Consider the following 19,186-nt stretch of genomic DNA (forward strand, 5'->3'; position numbering starts at 1 on the left):
ATGCCCGAGAGCAGCGCCGTCGTCAGGACGCCCCATGCGAGCCGCTACCTGCAGCAACTCTGCAAGCACTGGTCCCACAAGTTCGAGACGGAGTTCGACGCCACCCGCGCCCGGATCGTCCTGCCCCTCGGCGAGACGCGGCTCAGTGCCGATGCCGAGACCCTGACGATCGTGCTCGCGGCCGAGGACGCTGCCAGGCTCCCCGATTTTCGCGACGTCGTCGTGCGTCACGTCGAGCGCTTCGCGTTCCGGGAAACGCTGCGCTTCGAATGGTCGTCGTGAGGTCGAAGGCCCGGCGCCGATCCGGGGTGGGCGTTCCCCGGGCAGGACGTGTCGCGGGACGGGATGGATGAGGATGACGGGCGGGATGACGGAAATGAAACACGCCGGGCGCAGCGCGGATGTCGGCATCCGCGCCATGCGCGACACCGACATGCCGGGTCTGTTCGAGATTTACAATCAGCCGGCCTTCCGCCTTGGAACGCTCGCGCTGCCCTACGAATCGTACGAGACGGTCAAGGCCTGGGCGGAGCCGCGGTCTCCGCGGGACCTCCATCTCGTCGCGGATCTGTCGGATCGCGTCGTCGGCGCGGCGGCGCTGCGTCCGTTCTACGGGCGGCGGGCGCATGCGGCGGAGTTCTGGATCGCCGTCCATGCCGATTTCGCCGGGAACGGGATCGGCTCCCGCCTGCTCGCCGCGATCATCGACACCTCGGAGCAGTGGCTCAACGTGACCCGGATCGAAATGACCGTGTTCACCGACAACGCGCCGGCGATCGCCCTCTACAAGAAGTTCGGGTTCGCGATCGAGGGGACGCACCGGGCGGCGAGCTTTCGCGATGGCGTGCTCGCCGACGCCTACTGCATGGCCCGGCTGCGGCCCTCCCCCGCGGCCGGATGAGCCGACCGTCGCGGGACGCGGCAGCGGCCGAACGGAGCAGCCGATCCCGCCGCGACGGCAAGCGCATCCCCGCGGTCGCGCGCGAACCCGATCGCCACGAGCGCAAGCCTCCGGATACAAGCCTTCAGACGCAAGCCTCCGGACAGATGGAGCATCAAGGACGGAACCGAGCGGGCAATCTGCCGAAGGCCCGGGATACGAGCCTGGCGCACGCCGTGACGCGTCAAGCCGCACGTCGGGCTTGCTCGCGTTCCATATCCGGGTTGGAAGCTTTGGTCGGCAACGCGGCCTGTTGGGCTCGCTCGCTGCTCGATGTTGTTGGCGCGCCCGAAAGGATTCGAACCTCTGACCCCCAGATTCGTAGTCTGGTGCTCTATCCAGCTGAGCTACGGGCGCGTGCCGGGCCGGTGGGTCTCAGAGGAGACGTGCCGGCCGCGAGCCGGTGTTTAGAAGCTCCCTTTCCGGCTGGCAACCCCTTCCGGACAAGTTTTGCGGGCAAAGGATGCGGCGGCGGCAGGCGGGGTGAATCCGGGCCGGAAGGGCTGGTTGGCCACACCCCGCGGGACGGGCGGAAGGTCCCTGCGGGACAAGCGGAAAGCCCCCTGCGGGACGGCCAGCCCTACGGGACGGCCGCGAGGGCGGGGGCCGGGCGGATGGGTGCGCCGCGGCCGAGCCGGGGCGGGAGGACGATCTGTTGGCGCTCGCGGGCGATGAAGCTCGTCGGCATGACGGCCTGCATCTCGGCCTCCATGCGGCGCAGGGTGTCGTCCGTGTGGCACGGATGGAGGTGGATGATCGCCAGGGCCTCGACGCCGGCGGCGCGGGCGAGCTCCATGCCCTTCTGCCAGGTGGAATGGCCCCAGCCCCGGCAGACCGGGTACTCGCCCTCGGTGAACATGCCGTCGTAGACCATGAGGTCGGCCCCGCGCACGAACTCGAGGAGCGCCGGGTCGGGCCAGGGATCGGAATGCTCGATGTCGCTGATGATGCACAGGCGCCGGCCGGCATGATCGAAGCGGTAGCCCACCGACCCTTGCGGATGGTTGAGCAGGATGGTGTCGACCCGCGCGCCGTCGGCGAAGGCCAGGGTCTCGCCGGCGCGGAAGCCGTGATGCGCGAAGCGGCACGGCAGCACGTCGAGGCTCACGGGAAACAGCGGCGGGGCGAACAGCCGGTCGAGAGCGGCGGCGGCACTCTGTCCGTCGAGGTTGCCGCACCAGGTGTTGATGGTGCGGCCGGCGTCGAGCACCACGGGCTTGAAGAACGGCAAGCCAGCCGTGTGATCGAGGTGGAGGTGGCTGAACAGGAGGTCGATGTCGCCCGAGAGGCCGTCCCGGTGGTGCCGGCCGCAGGCGTTCAGGCCCGAGCCCGCGTCGAGGAGGAACAGCCGCTCGCCGTAGCGGATCTCCATGCACGGCGTGCTGCCGCCGAACTCGACGTAGTCCGGCCCGCTGACCGGGGTGGAACCGCGCACGCCCCAGAAGCGTAGGGAGAGGCCCTCGTCCGATCGAACGAGGCCGTCGTCGGGCTGGGTGAACCCGTTCTGCGCGTGCGACCCGTTCGAGCGTGTCATGGTTCGCTTACCAATTGCCCCGATCCGCCTCGGGCCCGAGGGCCGCCTTCGACCTGCGAGACCGTAGGGTCGCCGGTGGTCGCGGCCGAGAGTGTGCCAGGATTGAAGTGGAACGAGTCTGAGGTAAGCAGCCCCTCGGACTACCGATGTGCGGGTTCGCACATGGTCGGGCGCCGGTTTCAGCGCCGGGCGAGATACGCCGGACCGGCCGAAGATCCTGAGGTTGTCGAAGAACCGGGGCCGGCCCAATGTCCGGGCGGGGCGAGCCCGGCGGTGTCCCGGTCCATCGCATTCAGGCGCGCGAGGCCCTCGGGCGGCGGCAAGGTGCCGGCAAGGCTGGCCCGCACCAAGCGCGGCAGGGCGTCCGCATAGGCGGTGAGCAGCGGCCCGAACCGCGCCGTCGCGACCGGCCGCGACAGGTTGGCCGTGCGGGCGAAGGCCATGCGCAGCTCCGGCCCGGCCCAGCGCGACCACACGGCCTCGGCGACGACCACGCGGGGGCGGGCCGGGATCGTCACCACTTCCAAGCCCGCATAGGCCAGGGCCTCGGGCCGGCTGACCTCGCCCAGCGACCCGCCCCGCGCGGCGTGCGCCGCCCAGAACGCGTGCTGCCCGCCATCGGAATAAGTCGTGCGCACGGCCGCACTCCCATCCTCCACCGCCTGGGCGATGCGGCCCTCCTCGTCGGCCCGGTGGGCGGCGACGCGGGCCTCGCGGACGGGGTCCCGGTCCGGTGCGAAACTGTAGCGGCCGGCGACCACGCTCACGGCGGGCTCCTCGCCCAGGGCCTCGAACCGGTCGGAGCCGACCTTGAGCTGGCGCCAGAAGTCGATGTTCGGGTCGGTGCGGTGCCGGGCCATGTTCTGGGCCGTCATCCGGAACGGGTAGGACTGGAACTGGAACGCCGCCTGCCCCCCCGCGAAGGCCTCGCGGGCGATGGCGTAGATCTCGCCCACCACGGCGTCCGTCATGGCGAAGCAGCCCATGGACGAACACACGCCGTGGACCATCACGGCCGAGCCGGTGGAGCCGTGGGCGCGGTCGTAGGCGTTGGGGTAGCCGACGTCGAAGGAGAGGTAGTAGCTCGAATTCGGGTTCATCTGGCGCTGGGGCACCGTGTAGAACCCCTCCGGGGTCTGGCGGTCGCCGGTCTTGCGCTTGGGGCCGAGCTGGCCCGACCAGCGGCAGATGGGAAAGGTCTTCACGTGGACGAAGCGGCCGGACCCGGCCCGCTTCCACACCTCGATCTCGCTCTCCTTCTTGTAGGCGCGAAACAGCACGGGCGCCTGGGCGGTGGTGCCGCGCGCCTGCATCAGCGCCAGGGTGGCGGCGGGGATCGGCGCGAAGGCCTTGCCGGTGGCGGCGAGGGCGGGCGCAGCGAGGCTCATCGCGAAAAGCGCGGCCCAGAGGAACGGTCGAAGGGATAAGACCATGCGCGGCCCGAGGATGGAGCGACCCGTCCGGCGCGGATGCCGTGCGATCAATCTCCCTTGCGTATCGCATCCCATTGCGGCCGCAAGTGGGGGATTTTTTCCCGGTACTCCCTACCCCGCCACCACGGTGTTCCGTTCCACCCGCAGCACGGTATCGAACGGCGCCGCCCCATCGAGCACGCCGGCGTCCGGCAGGCACACGATGAGGCCGCGGCCGGCGCGGGCGGCGCGCAGGGCCGCGAGGCGGGGGCGGATCTCCTCGGGCTTGCGGTCCTCCAGCGCGATGGCCACCACGGCGATGTCGGGGCGGCGCACGAGGCAGCGGGCGAGGTCGATGGCGATGCGCTCGCGCGGGCCGATGGCGTTCTCGCCGAGACTCGCGCCGCCGCCGCCCATCCCGGGCTCGACCCGGCTGTCGAGGCCGAGGCGGTAGACCGTCGGCTCCAGGCCCTCGTCGGCGAGCACCCGGCGCACCAGGGCGCGCACCCGCGCCTCGGCCCCGGCCTCCTCGCCGTTGATGCGGCCGAACAGGATGTTCTCCTCCAGGCTGGCGGCGGCCGTGAGGGTGGCGGGATCGTAGAACTCGACGCTGTCGCGGAGCGAGGGCGGCATCAGCCGGGCGAAGGAATGGCGCGCGGCGACGATGCGGGCCTCGAAGGCGGCGTCGACGAGGCCGAGGCGGTGACGGGTCTCGCTGTAGCGCAGCGCCAAGCCGATGAGGCGCTTGCGGTCGCGCTGGCCCGCCGGCCCGCGCCGCCAGCCCTTGGCCTCGGGCATGCGCGCGACGAGATCCTCGAAGAACCCGCGCTCGGAGGCCGGAAACAGCGAGAACGCGTCGAACAGCGGATGGTCGTCGGGCAAGTCCGAAAAGATCTCGCCGAGGCTGCGGGCCACCTGCAGGCCGACCTCGGCCAGGGGCCGGACGAGGTCCTCGGCCTCCAGCACGGCGCGCAGGTACGGATGGGCGGCGATGCGCTCGGGCGCGAAGGCCGGTCCCACGGCCTCGCCGAACAGGATGTTCTCACCGACCGTGGCCTGGTGGTTGTAGCGGGCGGGGTCGAACGGCTCCACGAGGCGGCCGGCCTTGTCGGCGGCGAGCGCCGCCCGCACGGCGTCGCGGGCGACCACCACCGCACGGGCGACGGCGGGCTCGGCCCGCGGATCGACGGTGCCCTCGAGACCGCGGTCGTAGACGATGGCGTCGAGGCCCGTGAGGGCGAGGATCGCCCGCAGGTCGTCGGGCTCGCCCTCGGCGGCGTGGAGCGGCGCCGCGCCGTACAGGATGTTCTGGCGCAGCGACCCCTCGACCAGGATGGCCTCGGCGCCGGCGAGCGCGATGCGCCGGGCGCGCTCCTCGGGCGCGAAGGCGCGCAGGTCCGTCCCCCCGTAGGTGACGGCCCCGGCCGTGGGCTCGAGCTGGCCCGCGAGCAGGGCGGCGAGCGCCCGCCCGCCGCCGCCGCGCTCGCCCAGGATCGCGACGTGGCCCGGCATCGCGACGGTGAGATCGACGGCGGCGAGGCGCTCGCCCGTCACCGGATCGTAGGCGCCGACCCCCTGGGCGCTCAGGGCGCCGCCCTCGGGAAAGGCGGCGACGCGGGCCGGACGCGGCGGGGTGCGGGCCTCGAGGGCCGGCAGGGCCTGGGCGATGCCCCGGAAGGTCGCGAGCAGGTCGCGGTGGACCGTGTGCAGGTGGAGGGCGACGGCGAGCGCCACCACCGCGAGGGCGAAGCCGCCGCCCGCCGCCACCAGGGCGCCGGGCGCGACGGGCGCCCCGTCGCGCCACAGGGCGACGGCGACCACGATGGCGGGCAGGAGGATGCCCAGCGCCATGGAGGGCGCGCGGGCGGAGGCGAGGGCCGATTCCGAGCGCTCCAGATGGGTCCGGGCGGCCTGCCCCTTGGCGGCGAGGCGGGCGCGCTCGAAGGCGGCAGCGCCGTGGGCCCGCACGGCCGGCATGCGACGGATCAGGTCGGCGAGCGCCCGCTCGAAGGTGGCGCCGGAGCGCAGGCGCAGGGCCGTGCGCGCCCGCATCCGCCGTTGGATCAGCGCGCGGACGAGGCCGGCGGCCAGCAGCCCCACGGCGACCGTGGGCACGAGGCGGGGCGCGGCGAGCCAGGCGAGGCCCAGCGCCAGGAGGGCGGTGCCCAGCGCCATGGCGGGCACGAGAAGGCCGAGGCCGAACAGGGTGTCGATGCGGGCGAGGAGATCGCCCACGGACTGCGCCACCGCGCGGGCGTCGTCGCGGGCGGCGGGGGGCGCGCGCAGGATCGCCTCGGTGACGCGGGCGTTGAGGCGCTCCACCGTGCGGCTCTGGGCGACGAAGCACAGGCGGGCGACGCCCCAGCCGAGGGCCGCCGAGGCCAGGGCCGCGCCCGAGAGCAGCACGAGGGCGAGGCGCACCCGCTCGGCCGGCGCCAGGGGCCAGCCCGCGAAGAGCACGAAGGCCCCCTCCCCCGGCGGGCGCCACGGCAACAGCGCCGCCACCCGCAGGAACGCGTCGGCGTGGTCGGGCGCCGCCACCAGGACGCCGACGAGGTCGCGCAGGCACAGGAGGGCGAGGAGGGCGAGGGGGCCGCCGAGCCCCAGGGTGAGGGCGATGGCGGCCCCGTGTTCCGCCGGCGCGGATCGCCAGGTGAAGACGATCGGCTCGCGGTCCATCGGCATCCTTCGCGTCCCGCCCCGCGCGCCGGAGCCTCGGCGCCGGCTTAGAGGATCGGGACGATGGGTGAAAGCGCGGGGGCGCACGTCGCGGCGCAGCCCCGGCGGGCGAACGGCACGTCGACGGTCTGACCGCCCCTGCTGCGGCGCCCCGGCCAAGGATCGCCCAGGGGTTTCGGGGCACATCCGGTCGCGAGGGGATGGCCGGAACGGGTTCGCATCGCGATCCCCCATGGTTCGCCGCGCGGCCCGGAGGCGGATGATCTAGGCGAAGACAAACTTTATCTGCTACCTTTCGTGGAAGACTTGAGAAAGTCGGGTTGTTTTTAATTATTACAATTCTTGTTTGTTGAATTATTGTCACATCTCGACCATCACGGATTAAAGTCCGGAACCTTTTGTGCCTCACCCGCTTGCGGCCTCCCCGGTGCGGGTGCTCAACGGCGGCGTTGACGGAGCGCCGGGGCGTCCGCCGCAGGTCGGAGGGGGACGCGATGCCGAAGGTCTACGGGGATGGATGGCTGCGGGTCGCGACCGTTCTCGGCGGCCTGACGCCGCTCTGCGTGGCCGGCGCCGTCGCGCAGCCCGCCGGTGTGCCGGAGGAGGTGGCCCTGTCGGAGCTGTCGGTGGCCGGCTCCGGGCTCGGCACGGGCGAGCGCGCCACCGGCCCGGTGGTGGGCTACCGCGCCACCCGGTCGGCCACGGCGACCCGGACCGACACCCCCTTACGCGACACGCCCCAATCCGTGCAGGTGGTGCCGCGCGAGGTCCTGGAGGACCGCCAGGACGTCCGGCTGTCGGATGCGCTCGCCAACGTCAGCAACGTGCAGCCCGGCGGCACCCTCCAGGGCCGCTCGGACACCTTCCTCATCCGCGGCTTCCGCACCCAGACCTACGCCGTCGACGGCGTGCTGCTGAACCAGGCCAACAACTTCCTCTCGACCCAGCGCGACCTCGCCGACGTCGAGCGCATCGAGGTGCTGAAAGGCCCGGCCTCGGTCCTCTACGGGCGCGGCGACCCCGGCGGCCTCGTCAACATCGTCACGCGTCGCCCCACCCTGGCGCCGTCCGGCGACCTCACCGTGCAGGGCGGCAGCTACGGCTTCGCGCGGCTCCAGGGCTCGGTCTCGGGGGCGCTGCCCGGGACGGAGGGCTTCGCCGGCCGGGTCAGCTTCGCCGCGCAGGACGACCCGACCTTCCGCAACTACGGCGACGACCGGAGCAATTCGCGCTTCTTCGTCGCCCCGGCCTTCACCTGGACGCCCACCGCCGACACCCGCGTCGAGTTCCTGGCCGAGATCACCCGGCAGGATACGCAGTACGACGAGGGCCTGATCGCCCGCAACGGCCGAGTGCCGCTGGACGACATCGCCCGCTTCTACGGCACCACGAATTCCCGCTACGCCGGGGCTTCGAACTTCGCGACCCTGCGCGTGGAGCACGACCTCACTCCGGACGTGACCCTGCGCCAGATCGTCAACGTCCAGTCGGGATCCTTCGACGTGTTCGCGGCCCGCGCCACGGCGGTGAACCCCGCCGGCACCCTGGTCACGCGGCGGGGCTCCCTCGTCAATTCGGACTTCGCGTCCATCGACACCCAGTCCGAGGTCGTGGCGAAGTTCGACATCCTCGGCCTGCGCCACACCTTCCTGGCCGGCTTCGAATACACCAACGGCTACCGCCGGCCGATCTCGCAGCAGACCGCCGCCACGACGACCACGAGCTTCCTCAACCCGGTGCCGCGCATCGCCTACGGGGCATTCACGTTCCAGAGCGACCTGAAGCAGCGCAACGACCTCTACGGGGTCTACCTGCAGGACCAGATCGACCTCGGCGCCGGCCTGCAGCTGCTGCTGGGCACGCGCATGGATTTCGGCAGCCAGTTCTTCTTCAGCCGCACGCCGACCTCGCGCACGGTGCCGCCCGAGCAGGAGCTGTTCGGATTCTCGCCGCGCGTCGGCCTCGTCTACCGCCCCGTCGAGCCGCTCACCCTGTACGCGAGCTACACGAACTCGTTCAAACCGCAGACCGACAACGTGCTCGGCGTCACCAATCCGCCCCCCGAAACCGGCGTGCAATACGAGGTCGGCGCCCGCTACGACCTCGTGCCCGACCGGCTCACCGTGAGCGCGGCCGCCTTCAACATCACCCGCCAGAACGTGTCCGCTACCGATCCGAACAACGCCACCTTCTCGGTGATCACCGGCGCCCAGCGCTCGGAGGGCGTGGAATTCGACATCGCCGGCGAGATCCTGCCGGGCTGGAAGATCATCGGCGGCCTGGGCTACCTCGACGCCAAAATCGCCCGGGACACCACCTTCGCGGTGGGCAACCGCCTCGTCGGCGTGCCCGAGTTCAGCGCCAGCGTGTGGTCGACCTATCAGATCCCCGACGGCCCATGGCGCGGCCTCGGCGTCGGCTTCGGCGCGACCCATGTGGGCGCGAGGTTCGGCGACCTCAACAACAGCTACAAGGTCGGCGCCTATACACGCCTCGACGCGGCTTTGTTTTACGATTACGAGCGCTACCGCTTCGCCATCAACGCCCGCAACCTCACGGACGCGCGCTACATCGAGCAGCCGTTCAACCAGTTCAACAACCAGCCGGGCTCCCCCCTGACGGTGCTGGCGACCATCACGGCGCGGATGTGAAGACGGGGCGCCGGGGGGCCGCGGTTCGGCCCCCCGGCGCGCCGCCCTCGAGCAGCTATCCCGGGTTGGCGACGGCCCAGCGGCCATTCTGGGTGCGGCCGCCGTAGCCGTAGGCGTCGCCGTCGACCGCATGCACGAACGCGTAGCATTCCGCGTGCAACGGGCCGATCAACCTCGCCATGCCGGCGAAGGCCGCCTGGACGAAGGCGGTGGTCTCGGCCTTCGTGTTGGTCCCGGCCGTGATCTTGATGTCGAGCCAGAACGCCGACAGCCCCGCCTCCGTCGGGCGCCGTCCGGCGATGAACCACCCCTGCGGATCGGCCTCCTCCACCAGCACGGCGGTGACGTCCGGGTCCTTGCCGAGCCGCTCGGCGCCGAGGCGGGTCGCCAGCCAGGCGATCTCGGACCTCAGGTTCTCGCGCGGCGATGCGGTGACGTAGCGGACGGTGATCATGGGCATGGGAGCCTCCTTGGGCTTCGGGGTGCGGAGATGACTTTGGCCCTGTTCGCGTCGGCGCAGAACGCTATGATGCGCACGCTTCATCATAGCGGTTCGATATCATGCTCGACCTCGTTTCCGTCCGCCTGTTCATCCTCGCGGTGGAGTTCGGCAACCTGACCCGGGCGGCGGAAGCGGCCGGAACGGTGCAGCCGGTGGTCAGCACGCGCCTCAAGGCGCTCGAGGCGGCCCTCGGCCGCAAGCTGCTCGACCGCACGCCCCGCTTCGTTCGGCCGACGGAGGACGGCGTGGCCTTCCTGGCCAAGGCACGGGCGCTGATGGCGGCCCATGACAGCGCCGCGTGCTTCGACGACGCGCCGACCATGCGGTTCGCCATCGGGGCGAGCGACCACGCCCTCGGAACCGGCCTGGAACACGTGATCCGCCACGTCCGCGCCGCCCTCCCGTCGCGCAGCGCCCTTGAGCTGCGCAGCGGGACCTCTCTGCAGGTCCGCGCGGCGTTCGACGAAGGCGACCTCGACGCGGTGATCGTCCGGCGGGAGGCGGGCGGCGCGGAGGGGGAGGTGCTCGGGCTGGACCCCCTGGGCTGGCGATGCGGGGACGACGACGCCCTCGCGCAGGACCGCGCCGTCCCCCTGATCACCCTCGGGCCGGCCTGCGGGGTGAGGGCCGTCGCCGTCCGGCGTCTCGACGCGGCCAACCGCCCGTGGCGGGAGGCCTTCATCGGGGGCAGCTGCAGCGCGCTCCTGGCCGCCGTGCGCGCGGGGCTCGGCGTCGCCCCCATGGGGGCCGTCGCCTCGGGACGCATGGGCGACGTCGGACCGCGCCTCGGCCTTCCCGACCTGCCGCCCTCCGAGATCGTGATGCTGGCACGCACCGGCTCCCCGACGGCCGCCGCCGCGGCCCGCGCCCTCGACGCCGCCGTCCGGACCCTGCTGCGGGAGGGGTGACGGGCCGGACTCCGCCGACCGAATACCAGACCTCGATGAGCCTGACGCATCGAGGTCTGCCCGCGCGACGGCGCGGCGGCGGTCGTCCGCCGGACCTCGGTGAGACCGACCTATGGGTCGGACTCACCGAGACTTGGTCTAAGCCCCCTATCCCGGCACGGTCAGCACCACCGGCCCGTTGCGGGTGGCGACGACGGTGTGTTCGTACTGCACCGTGAGGGCGCGGGGGCGGCTGTAGAGGGTCCAGGGGTCGTCGCCGTCCTCCGCGAAATCGGCGCCCAGGGACAGGAACGGCTCGACGGTGAACACCAGCCCCTCGCCCATGATCCGGCGCTCGGAGGCGTCGGGCCAGGTGGCGATCTCCTTCGGCTCCTCGTGCAGGGACAGGCCGACGCCGTGGCTCGCGAGGTTGCGCACCAGGGTGTAGCCGTTCTTCTTCGCGAAGGCGCCGACCGCCTGTCCGATGCCCGAAAGCGGCTTGCCCGTGCCGACCTGGCGCAGGCCGGCCCACAGCGCCCGGCGCCCGTCCCGGCACAGGCGTTCGACGGCGCGGGTCACCGGCGGCACGGCGAACGACGCGCCGGTGTCGGAGAAGGTGCCGTCCTTCTCCGCCGAGACGTCGATGTTGACGAGATCCCCCGGCGCGATCCGGCGCGCCCCCGGGATGCCGTGGGCGATCTCCTCGTTGATGCTGATGCAGGTCGCCCCGGGAAAGCCGTAGGCGAGCTCGGGCGCCGGCCGCGCACCCGCGCCGGCGAGGAACGCCCGCCCGATCCCATCGAGTTCGGCCGTGGTCATGCCGGGCTCGATGGCCCGGCCCATGGCCTCCAGGGTGTTGGCGACGATGCGGCCGATCCGCTTCAGCGCCTCCAGCTCGTCGTCGCTCGACACCGTCATGCGGTTTCCTCATCGCGGAGCCGGACGCGGCTCGGGGCAGGACGGTTCTGCCAGCTTCGGGGGTGCGGGCCAAGAAATCCAAAGGCCGCGCCTGCACTCTTTGGTTTTGCGATGGCCCGGAGCGGTGGCGGGCCCTCCGGCATTGCCCCCTTGGAATAACCCAACCGATGGGTTATCAGGAAGCCTATGGCGGGGACGATCTTCTGACACGGTGCGATCCAGGTCTTCATCGCAGCCGAAGATCACCCACCGCCGCACATTCATGCACACCACGCCAGCGAGGGATGGACCGCGCGGTTCAGGTTCTCGTTCCTGTCCGACATCACGGGGCTCTACAGATTTCGGCGCCGACAGCGCCGACCGGGCGTCGCGACCCTGAACGCGGTGGCCGACGCCATCATGGATCATCTGCCCGCCTGTCGGGAGGCCTGGTGGAACACGCACGGATCCCGGCATGGAATCGGCCTCGTGAACCAGCGTGTCGAATTCCGCCCCACCCCGGATGGCGACGGCGTGCGGGCCAGGGTGGCGCGCAAGGCCGATCCCCACGCCGCCAGCATCACGACGGCGGCTTACGATGTCCGGACGGGACGGGTCACCCTGAGCCTCGCGGATGGACGAACGCTTTCGCTCACGGCGGGCCAGCACATCGAGGAGGCCGCGGAATGGTAAAGCAGGACGACGCGTGGACCCTTCCGCGCCGAAAGCCGATCACCAAGGCGATCTTGGATCGGGCCACCGCCACCGAAACGGCGCGTGCGAGCCACGAACATCAGGCCCGGGCGGCGTGGTTCGATCCACACCACGACGCGGTGCTGATGATCCTGACGGATGGGCGCGCCTTCGGCGCCCAGCGCAGCCTCATCCCGTCCCTGTGCGAGGCTTCGCCGGAGCAGCTCCATGGATTGCGCGCCACGGAGGATGGCGCGTTCCTCGCCGTTGCGGCGCTCGATCTGCACATCAACGTCGATGGCCTCGTGACACGCCTGATCGAACAATCCCCCGTCACGATCCGCCAGGCGGGAGCCCGTCTGGCGGGGCAGGCCGTCTCCGCCGCCAAGGCGACGGCTGCGGCCCGGAACGGCCGGCTCGGCGGCCGGCCGCGCAGGGATGCGAAGGCCGGTTGACGCCCCCTCGGGCGTTTCCCGCAGGAGCGACGGCCCCAAATGCGAAATCCGGCTTCCCCGGGGCCACGGGCGGACCAATATAGGTTAGACCGCGCAACCGGTTCCGCCGGCCGTCCGTTTCCGCCTGCCTGCGTCCGCCCGCTCCGCCCCGCCGCCCGTCCCGACCGGAACTCCCCGAAATCCCATGTGCGAACTGCTCGGCATGAGCGCGAACGTGCCCACCGACATCCGGTTCTCCTTCGCCGCCCTGGCGCGGCGCGGCGGCGAGACCGGCCCGCATGCCGACGGCTGGGGCATCTCGTTCTACGAGGGACGGGGCGCGCGCGCCTTCCACGAGCCGGAGCCGAGCGCGCAATCGGAGCTGGCCCGGCTCCTGCGCCGAACCCCGATCAAGAGCCGCATCGTCATCGCCCACGTGCGCAAGGCCAATCGCGGCCGGGTCAACCTCGAGAACACCCACCCGTTCAGCCGGGAATTGTGGGGCCGGCGCTGGACCTTCGCGCATAACGGCCAGTTGAAGGGTGTGAAGAAGTGGCCGCTGACGTGGTTCAAGCCCGTGGGCTCCACGGACAGCGAGCACGCCTTCTGCTGGATGCTCGACCAGTTGCAGCAGCGCTGGCCCGACCTTCCGAGCCCGGCCCGCCTCGACCGGGCCGTGGCGGATCTGTGCGCCGAACTCCACGGATTGGGCGTGTTCAATATGCTGCTCTCGGACAGTCGCACCCTCTACGCCCATTGCGGCAAGCGCCTGTGCTACCTCACCCGCTGCGCCCCCTTCGGCACCGCCACCCTGGTGGACGAGGATTGGCGCGTCGATTTCGCGCAAGAGACCGGCACGGACGACGTGGTGACGGTGATCGCCACCAAGGCGCTGACCCGCGACGAGTGCTGGACCGACGTCGAGCGCGGCCACGTGCTCTCGCTCCGCGACGGCGCCGTCCGCATCCTCAAGCCCGACGGCCGGGCCTCGGCACGGGTGCCCTCCCCCTGCGGCTGCTGAGCGACTCTTTATACAGGACCAGCCCTTGGCCGGTCCCAACGGCGGATGGCGCGCCGAAGAGGTGTTCGAGCGCGGTGCGTAGGGCCCGCCGCGCTCCCTCTCCTTTCGGGCGGGGCGATTGCTCCTTTCGGTCAGGGTGATTGCATATGCCGTTTGGGACCGTTTGAAGTCCCGCCCCGCTTTGTCATCCCGGGGCCGCGGAGCGGAACCCGGACCCCGGAGACACGGGTTTGGCCAAGTCTTGCTCTACCGGCGGCTCTGGATTGCACGCCTCCGGCGCGAATCTGGATTCCGGGTTCGCCTGCGGCGCCCCGGAATGACGCAGATGGTCGAATGCGATCGCCCTGCCTGGACGGAGAGGAAACCCACGCTGCCCGCGCAAGGCATCGGACCGCGGGGCTGTTGATGTGGACGATGGCGCAACCCTGACGGTTGCGGGCCGGGATGCGTGGCCGGGCGGGATGCGCTACAACGCGTCCACACGACGGGCGTCGCGCGTGTTGTCTTCCACGCGCCGGACGCTCTCCCCCGCGATCGACCAGAATACGACGAGCCATGACCCGCGACGCGATCGACACTGCCGCCGACCTCGACACCGCCGAGGATGCCCGCCCGAACCTGTCGTCCAACATCCGGACGCATCTCGGCGAGCACCTGCGCACGGTCTACGACCGCCTTCCCACGGACGAGCAGCCGACCCGCTTCGCCGAACTCATCGAGAAGCTCGAAGCCGCCCTCAAGGCGCGCGGCGAGGCCATCGAGCCCGAGTTCCGCAACGGATTGCTCGCCGCCGTGCCGTCGTTGCGCGCCTTCGCCCTGTCGCTGACGAGCAACCCGGCCCGCTCCGACGACCTCGTGCAGGACACCCTGCTCAAGGGCTGGCAGCACCGCGCCCGGTTCCAGCCGGGCACGAACCTCAACGCGTGGCTGTTCACCATCCTGCGCAACATCTTCTACTCGGACCACCGCAAGCGCGTCCGTGAGGTCGAGGACCAGGACGGCTCCTACGCCGCGCGGCTGGCCACCGCCCCGCACCAGGGCGACCGCCTCGACGTGGAGGACCTCCAGACGGCGCTGGGCAAGCTCCCGCCCGACCAGCGCGAGGCCCTGGTGCTGGTCGGCGCCGAAGGCGTCTCCTACGAGGAGGCCGCCGCCATCATGGGCTGCAAGGTCGGCACGGTGAAGAGCCGCGTCAGTCGCGCCCGCGGGCGCCTCGCCGAACTCCTCGGCTACGACGAGGAAGACCTGTCGTCGGACCGGCTGATCCAGTCGGCGATGCCGAAGGACTGACGCGCCGCCCGGATCGAAGAGCGGCCCGGGGCGGAGAACCGTCCCGTGGTCGCCCGCGCTTTGCCGTTCCCAGGTTTGCCGTCCCCGGAACGCCCGCAGCGGCCGATGGCCGGGTGGGCCCGTCACTTCCCCAGAGGTACGCCCTTGGTGGTGAAACGCGGCGCGCCCGGGTGGCGCCCGGGTCGCGGCTGGCCTTGCCCCTTGCCGCCCGCCTTGCCCAAACCCGTTCCCGGCGGCTGCGCGAGCGGGATGAGCTGGTCCGGCCGCGGCCCGATGAGATCGGCGCGGCCCATGGCCCGCAGCGCCTCGCGCAGCAGGGGCCAGTTCTCGGGGTCGTGGTAGCGCAGGAACGCCTTGTGCAGGCGGCGCTGCCGCATCCCCTTGATCGCGTCTACGGGCTCGCTGCCACCGCGCCGCACGCCCTGCAGGGGATTGATCTCGGTGTGATACATGGTCGTGGCCGTCGCCATGGGCGAGGGCAGGAACGTCTGCACCTGATCGGCGCGGTAATCGTTCTTCTTCAGCCAGACGGCGAGGTTCATCATGTCCGCGTCGGTGGTGCCGGGATGCGCCGCGATGAAGTACGGGATCAGGTAGTATTTCTTGCCGGCCTTCTTGGCGGCGGCGTCGAACATCTCCTTGAAGCGGTCGTAGGTGCCGATGCCCGGCTTCATCATCAGGTCGAGGGGCCCGCGCTCGGTGTGCTCGGGCGCGATCTTGAGACGGCCCCCGACGTGGTGGGTCACGAGTTCCTCGACGTATTCGGGGCTCCGGACCGCCAGATCGTAGCGCACGCCGGAGGCGACCATCACCTTCTTCACGCCCTCCACCTCGCGGACCTTGCGGTAGAGGCGGATCAGGTCGTCGTGCGAGGTGTTGAGGTTCGGGCAGATGTCCGGAAACACGCAGGACGGCAGGCGGCACGCCGCCTCGATCTTCGGGTCCTTGCAGGCCATCCGGTACATGTTGGCCGTGGGTCCGCCGACATCCGAGATCACGCCCGTGAAACCCGGGGTCTTGTCGCGAATCAGCTCGATCTCGCGCAGGATCGAGCCCTCTGAGCGGTTCTGGATGACGCGGCCCTCGTGCTCGGTGATGGAGCAGAAGGTGCAGCCGCCAAAGCACCCGCGCATGATCGTCACCGAGAACTTGATCATGTCCCAGGCGGGGATCTTCGCGTCGCCGTAGGCGGGATGGGGCGCGCGGGCGTAGGGGAGGTCGTAGACCGAATCCATCTCCTCGCTGGTGAGCGGGATCGGCGGCGGGTTCAGCCACAGGTCGCGGTCGCCGTGGCGCTGGACCAGGGGGCGGGCGTTGCCGGGATTGGCCTCCCGGTGCAGCACCCGCGAGGCGCGGGCATAGGCCTCCTTGCAGTCCTTGACCTCGTCGTAGGCGGGGAGCCGGATCACGGTCTCGCCGGGGCGGCGCATGGCGGCCTCGTCGGCCGAATCGAGATCGTCGGCGGGCAGCTCCGTGTAGTGCTCGGGCACCCGGCGGAACAGGGCGACGCCCCGGACGGAATCGAGCTCGTGCGGCTTCGCGCCGGCGGCCATGCGGTTCGCCACCTCGACCACGGCGCGCTCGGCATTGCCGTAGAGGAGGAGATCGGCCTTGGCATCCGCCAGGATCGAGCGGCGCACCTTGTCGGACCAGTAATCGTAGTGGGCGATGCGGCGGAGCGACGCCTCGATGCCGCCGAGGATGATCGGCACGTCCTTGTAGGCCTCGCGGCAGCGCTGCGTGTAGACGATGGTCGAGCGGTCCGGGCGGGCGCCGCCTTCCCCGCCCGCCGTGTAGGCGTCGTCGCTGCGCAGGCGCCGATCCGCCGTGTAGCGGTTCACCATCGAATCGAGATTGCCGCCGGTGACGCCGAAGAACAGCGTCGGCCGGCCCAACACCTTGAACGGCTCCGCCGATTGCCAGTCGGGCTGCGCGATGATGCCGACCCGGAAGCCCTGCGCTTCGAGCAGGCGGCCGATGATGGCCATGCCGAAGCTCGGATGATCGACATAGGCGTCGCCCGTCACCAGGACGATGTCGCAGGCATCCCACCCGAGCCTGTCCATCTCTGCCCGGCTCATGGGCAGGAACGGCGCCGCGCGTCCGGGGCGCGGCGGCTTGCAGGCGAGGGGCGCCACGGATCGGCTCGCGGACGCTTGCAGGGGGGACGCCTGCAGGGGGGACGCCTGGAGGTGGGAAGTTTCGAGGTGGGAAGCTGGGAGGTCCATGGGATCCGTGCATAGACCGCCGAGGCCGCGAGCTCAACGAAGCGCGCGGGGCGCCGCGCCTTTCGCCCTGCGGGACCGGCGACCGTGACGGATCGCGCCGGCCGGTCCCAGAACCGGTGCGGCGGATCCGAGATCAGTTCCGCGCGCCCTGGGAGGCGCCGATGCCGCCCAGCCCGATGCCGGTGTTGGCGCTGCGGCCGGACCCGCCGCCCATGTTCCCCATGCCGCCGTAGAGGCTGCTGACGCCCTGCCCGCGCAGGATACCGGTGGGATCGCGCCGGGTGTTGCGACGCGGACCCTCGATGACCTGCTCGGGCGCCTGGTAGGTCGGCGCTTGGCTGAGGGCGTTCCAGGTCCGCGATTGTGCGGTGGCGCCGCTGGTCCCGACGACGAGGAGCGGCGCGGCGATGAGGAGGGCGGCAAGACGCATGTGATGCTCTTCTGTGCGAGTGGACTATAAAATAATCAACGTCCCACCCAGACGGCCTAATCCGCAGGCTTAACTGCTTATAGAGTAAGCATCGTGCCTTCCCACACATCACCGACACGGACATCGTCGCGGCTCGGGATGATCGCCCCGGGTCTCCCACGGAAGGAGACTGGATTTCACCGCATCCCTTTCGGGGGGTCGCACGTTGAGGCCCCGAACCCACGGTGCTTCACGGCGTCGCGGGACAGCCTTTCGGGAGACCCGACCATGAATCTCAAGACTCTTCTCGCCGCTTCGGTGCTTGCCCTCAGCCTGCCCATGGCCGTCCAGGCCCAGGGCCTCGTGCGCGGGGCCGAGCGCGGCGCCCAGGACGGCGCCGATGCGGCCGGCCCCCTTGGGGCCATCGTGGGCGGCGCCGTCGGCGCGGCCACGGGCACGGTGGGCGGCATCCTCGGCATCGACGACCGTCCGCGCTTCCGCCAGTACGTCACCCGCGAGCGCCGCTCGTCCTACGCCTATGACGGCGATGTCCGCGTCGGTACCGTGCTGCCGAGCGCCGGCGTGACCTATTACGACGTGCCGGACGAGTACAACGCCCGCGACTCGCGCTACACCATCGTCAACGACCGCCCGGTCCTGGTCGACCGCAGCCGCCGGATCGTCGAAGTCATCGACTAGGCCCGAACCGTCCTCTGACCTGATCGTTCGGCCTGGCCGGATTTGAGAAAGCCCCCGGCGACGGGGGCTTTTTTGTCGAGGGGCGGACCGTCATTTGTGAGCACCGACGCAACACTTGCCCGGGCCCGACCGTTGTGCAGTCTTGAACCGACGGGAGACTTCCAGCCGTGAGCGACCACCCCCACGATGCCGCCCTGCCGGAGCCGGTGCGCGATCACCTCGGCCAGCAACTGCGCTCGGTCTTCACCACGGACGAGGCGGTGCCGGAATACCTCGGCGACCCGGTGACGCCCCAGGCGTTCGGCCCTCAGCTCAAGCGCCTGGAAGTGCGGCTGAAGACCCACGAGGAGGGCACCGGCGCCGTCGAGCACGCCCTCGACGGGCTCGTGGAGGACCTGACGGGCAAGCCTCCCCAGCCGTGAGGCTGGCGCAGCCGGGAGGCCGGCGCGGCCCTAGACGGCCGGCTTCGTCGCCAGGAGGTCGCGGATCTCCGTGAGGATCTTCACGTCGGCCGGCACCTCGGGGGTGGGCTTCGCCTCCTCCTTGCTGACGAGGCGGTTCATCGCCCGGATCACGAGGAACAGCACGAAGGCGACGATCATGAAGTTGATCGCCACGGTGAGGAACTGTCCGTAGCCGATCACCGCGCCCTGCTTCTTGGCGTCGGCGTAGGCCGCGCCCTTCTGCACGCTCGACGACAGGGCTATGTAGTAGTTCGAGAAATCGAGGCCGCCCGTGATGGCGCCGATCATCGGCATGAACACGTCCTGCACCGCCGAGGTGACGATGGCGCCGAACGCCGCGCCGATGATCACGCCGACCGCAAGATCGACCACGTTGCCGCGCAGGGCGAATTTTTTGAATTCTTCGAGCATCGCAGTTTCCTCGCCTGATTCTTCGCGCGAAGACT

The 19,186-nt window shown here is 70.9% G+C and carries 18 protein-coding genes and 1 tRNA gene; 10 read left to right on the forward strand and 9 right to left on the reverse strand.

Going from position 1 to position 19,186, the window contains the following annotated elements; translation table 11 throughout:
• Together ASF22_RS16775 and ASF22_RS16780 are read left to right on the forward strand one after the other, a co-directional pair.
• Window positions 1-282, forward strand: coding sequence for a DUF2218 domain-containing protein (locus ASF22_RS16775; RefSeq protein ID WP_056176950.1), 282 nt, complete (start codon window positions 1-3; stop codon window positions 280-282).
• Between the two features lie 94 nt (window positions 283-376).
• Window positions 377-901 (forward strand): GNAT family N-acetyltransferase, encoded by a 525-nt coding sequence (locus ASF22_RS16780; protein WP_056267051.1) that lies wholly within the window; start codon window positions 377-379, stop codon window positions 899-901.
• Between the two features lie 319 nt (window positions 902-1,220).
• On the opposite strand, the gene ASF22_RS16785 is transcribed toward ASF22_RS16780, so the two are convergent.
• The 4 genes from ASF22_RS16785 to ASF22_RS16800 form a co-directional block, all read right to left on the reverse strand.
• Window positions 1,221-1,297: transfer RNA gene (locus tag ASF22_RS16785), tRNA-Arg, on the reverse strand.
• A gap of 223 nt (window positions 1,298-1,520) precedes the next feature.
• Window positions 1,521-2,474, reverse strand: coding sequence for an MBL fold metallo-hydrolase (locus ASF22_RS16790; protein WP_082479061.1), 954 nt, complete (start codon window positions 2,472-2,474; stop codon window positions 1,521-1,523).
• A 179-nt stretch (window positions 2,475-2,653) separates the two neighbouring features.
• Window positions 2,654-3,862 (reverse strand): murein L,D-transpeptidase family protein, encoded by a 1,209-nt coding sequence (locus ASF22_RS16795; RefSeq protein ID WP_244474328.1) that lies wholly within the window; start codon window positions 3,860-3,862, stop codon window positions 2,654-2,656.
• A 156-nt stretch (window positions 3,863-4,018) separates the two neighbouring features.
• Entirely contained in the window at window positions 4,019-6,565 is a 2,547-nt protein-coding gene (locus tag ASF22_RS16800; RefSeq protein ID WP_056266491.1) for an ABC transporter transmembrane domain-containing protein, read from the reverse strand.
• 494 nt (window positions 6,566-7,059) lie between these two features.
• Here ASF22_RS16800 and ASF22_RS16805 point away from each other — a divergent pair, with 494 nt between their 5' ends.
• A complete protein-coding gene (locus ASF22_RS16805; protein WP_082483786.1) occupies window positions 7,060-9,216 on the forward strand; it encodes a TonB-dependent siderophore receptor in 2,157 nt (718 codons plus the stop codon).
• A gap of 55 nt (window positions 9,217-9,271) precedes the next feature.
• On the opposite strand, the gene ASF22_RS16810 is transcribed toward ASF22_RS16805, so the two are convergent.
• A complete protein-coding gene (locus ASF22_RS16810) occupies window positions 9,272-9,676 on the reverse strand; it encodes a 4-oxalocrotonate tautomerase family protein (RefSeq protein WP_056267056.1) in 405 nt (134 codons plus the stop codon).
• Between the two features lie 101 nt (window positions 9,677-9,777).
• Between ASF22_RS16810 and ASF22_RS16815 the strand changes: the two genes are divergently transcribed.
• Window positions 9,778-10,626, forward strand: a complete 849-nt coding sequence (locus tag ASF22_RS16815; protein ID WP_056266494.1) for a LysR family transcriptional regulator — start codon at window positions 9,778-9,780, stop codon at window positions 10,624-10,626.
• A gap of 147 nt (window positions 10,627-10,773) precedes the next feature.
• Here the strand turns inward: ASF22_RS16815 and map are convergent, their stop codons facing one another.
• Window positions 10,774-11,523 carry a type I methionyl aminopeptidase gene (map, locus tag ASF22_RS16820; RefSeq protein ID WP_056176411.1) on the reverse strand — a complete coding sequence of 250 codons (750 nt, stop codon included), beginning with the start codon at window positions 11,521-11,523 and terminating at the stop codon, window positions 10,774-10,776.
• A 468-nt stretch (window positions 11,524-11,991) separates the two neighbouring features.
• Between map and ASF22_RS16825 the strand changes: the two genes are divergently transcribed.
• The 4 genes from ASF22_RS16825 to ASF22_RS16840 all read left to right on the forward strand — a co-directional run bounded on the left by ASF22_RS16825 (window position 11,992) and on the right by ASF22_RS16840 (window position 14,940).
• Window positions 11,992-12,195, forward strand: a complete 204-nt coding sequence (locus ASF22_RS16825) for a hypothetical protein (protein WP_156647834.1) — start codon at window positions 11,992-11,994, stop codon at window positions 12,193-12,195.
• Window positions 12,189-12,650 carry a DUF2442 domain-containing protein gene (locus tag ASF22_RS16830; protein WP_056266498.1) on the forward strand — a complete coding sequence of 154 codons (462 nt, stop codon included), beginning with the start codon at window positions 12,189-12,191 and terminating at the stop codon, window positions 12,648-12,650. The genes ASF22_RS16825 and ASF22_RS16830 overlap by 7 nt, the downstream gene beginning before the upstream one ends.
• Before the next feature lie 184 nt (window positions 12,651-12,834).
• Entirely contained in the window at window positions 12,835-13,650 is an 816-nt protein-coding gene (locus ASF22_RS16835; RefSeq protein ID WP_056266500.1) for a class II glutamine amidotransferase, read from the forward strand.
• 555 nt (window positions 13,651-14,205) lie between these two features.
• A complete protein-coding gene (locus ASF22_RS16840) occupies window positions 14,206-14,940 on the forward strand; it encodes a sigma-70 family RNA polymerase sigma factor (RefSeq protein WP_056176406.1) in 735 nt (244 codons plus the stop codon).
• 122 nt (window positions 14,941-15,062) lie between these two features.
• Here ASF22_RS16840 and ASF22_RS16845 read toward each other — a convergent pair whose 3' ends face one another.
• Window positions 15,063-17,021, reverse strand: a complete 1,959-nt coding sequence (locus ASF22_RS16845; RefSeq protein WP_056267059.1) for a YgiQ family radical SAM protein — start codon at window positions 17,019-17,021, stop codon at window positions 15,063-15,065.
• Window positions 17,022-17,301: 280 nt separating this feature from the next.
• Window positions 17,302-17,598 carry a hypothetical protein gene (locus ASF22_RS16850; protein WP_056176401.1) on the reverse strand — a complete coding sequence of 99 codons (297 nt, stop codon included), beginning with the start codon at window positions 17,596-17,598 and terminating at the stop codon, window positions 17,302-17,304.
• Window positions 17,599-17,865: 267 nt separating this feature from the next.
• Between ASF22_RS16850 and ASF22_RS16855 the strand changes: the two genes are divergently transcribed.
• Together ASF22_RS16855 and ASF22_RS16860 are read left to right on the forward strand one after the other, a co-directional pair.
• Complete coding sequence (locus ASF22_RS16855) at window positions 17,866-18,276, forward strand: DUF1236 domain-containing protein (RefSeq protein ID WP_056176398.1); 411 nt, start codon at window positions 17,866-17,868, stop codon at window positions 18,274-18,276.
• A gap of 167 nt (window positions 18,277-18,443) precedes the next feature.
• The gene (locus tag ASF22_RS16860) at window positions 18,444-18,698 is read left to right on the forward strand and encodes a hypothetical protein (RefSeq protein WP_056176395.1); all 255 of its coding nucleotides are present in this window, start codon (window positions 18,444-18,446) and stop codon (window positions 18,696-18,698) included.
• A gap of 30 nt (window positions 18,699-18,728) precedes the next feature.
• On the opposite strand, the gene mscL is transcribed toward ASF22_RS16860, so the two are convergent.
• Window positions 18,729-19,151 (reverse strand): large conductance mechanosensitive channel protein MscL, encoded by a 423-nt coding sequence (gene mscL / locus ASF22_RS16865; RefSeq protein ID WP_056176393.1) that lies wholly within the window; start codon window positions 19,149-19,151, stop codon window positions 18,729-18,731.
• Window positions 19,152-19,186 lie beyond the last annotated feature (35 nt).

This window comes from Methylobacterium sp. Leaf87, from assembly GCF_001422775.1.
Classification (GTDB): Bacteria; Pseudomonadota; Alphaproteobacteria; order Rhizobiales; family Beijerinckiaceae; genus Methylobacterium.

What these genes read in the sequence shown, in the direction of transcription:
- ASF22_RS16775 (WP_056176950.1), top strand. Translation starts at nt 1, where the DNA reads ATGCCCGAGAGCAGCGCCGTCGTCAGGACGCCCCATGCGAGCCGCTAC.
- ASF22_RS16780 (WP_056267051.1), top strand. Translation starts at nt 377, where the DNA reads ATGAAACACGCCGGGCGCAGCGCGGATGTCGGCATCCGCGCCATGCGC.
- ASF22_RS16790 (WP_082479061.1), bottom strand. Translation starts at nt 2,474, where the DNA reads ATGACACGCTCGAACGGGTCGCACGCGCAGAACGGGTTCACCCAGCCC.
- ASF22_RS16795 (WP_244474328.1), bottom strand. Translation starts at nt 3,862, where the DNA reads ATGAGCCTCGCTGCGCCCGCCCTCGCCGCCACCGGCAAGGCCTTCGCG.
- ASF22_RS16800 (WP_056266491.1), bottom strand. Translation starts at nt 6,565, where the DNA reads ATGGACCGCGAGCCGATCGTCTTCACCTGGCGATCCGCGCCGGCGGAA.
- ASF22_RS16805 (WP_082483786.1), top strand. Translation starts at nt 7,060, where the DNA reads ATGCCGAAGGTCTACGGGGATGGATGGCTGCGGGTCGCGACCGTTCTC.
- ASF22_RS16810 (WP_056267056.1), bottom strand. Translation starts at nt 9,676, where the DNA reads ATGCCCATGATCACCGTCCGCTACGTCACCGCATCGCCGCGCGAGAAC.
- ASF22_RS16815 (WP_056266494.1), top strand. Translation starts at nt 9,778, where the DNA reads ATGCTCGACCTCGTTTCCGTCCGCCTGTTCATCCTCGCGGTGGAGTTC.
- map (WP_056176411.1), bottom strand. Translation starts at nt 11,523, where the DNA reads ATGACGGTGTCGAGCGACGACGAGCTGGAGGCGCTGAAGCGGATCGGC.
- ASF22_RS16830 (WP_056266498.1), top strand. Translation starts at nt 12,189, where the DNA reads ATGGTAAAGCAGGACGACGCGTGGACCCTTCCGCGCCGAAAGCCGATC.
- ASF22_RS16835 (WP_056266500.1), top strand. Translation starts at nt 12,835, where the DNA reads ATGTGCGAACTGCTCGGCATGAGCGCGAACGTGCCCACCGACATCCGG.
- ASF22_RS16840 (WP_056176406.1), top strand. Translation starts at nt 14,206, where the DNA reads ATGACCCGCGACGCGATCGACACTGCCGCCGACCTCGACACCGCCGAG.
- ASF22_RS16845 (WP_056267059.1), bottom strand. Translation starts at nt 17,021, where the DNA reads ATGAGCCGGGCAGAGATGGACAGGCTCGGGTGGGATGCCTGCGACATC.
- ASF22_RS16850 (WP_056176401.1), bottom strand. Translation starts at nt 17,598, where the DNA reads ATGCGTCTTGCCGCCCTCCTCATCGCCGCGCCGCTCCTCGTCGTCGGG.
- ASF22_RS16855 (WP_056176398.1), top strand. Translation starts at nt 17,866, where the DNA reads ATGAATCTCAAGACTCTTCTCGCCGCTTCGGTGCTTGCCCTCAGCCTG.
- mscL (WP_056176393.1), bottom strand. Translation starts at nt 19,151, where the DNA reads ATGCTCGAAGAATTCAAAAAATTCGCCCTGCGCGGCAACGTGGTCGAT.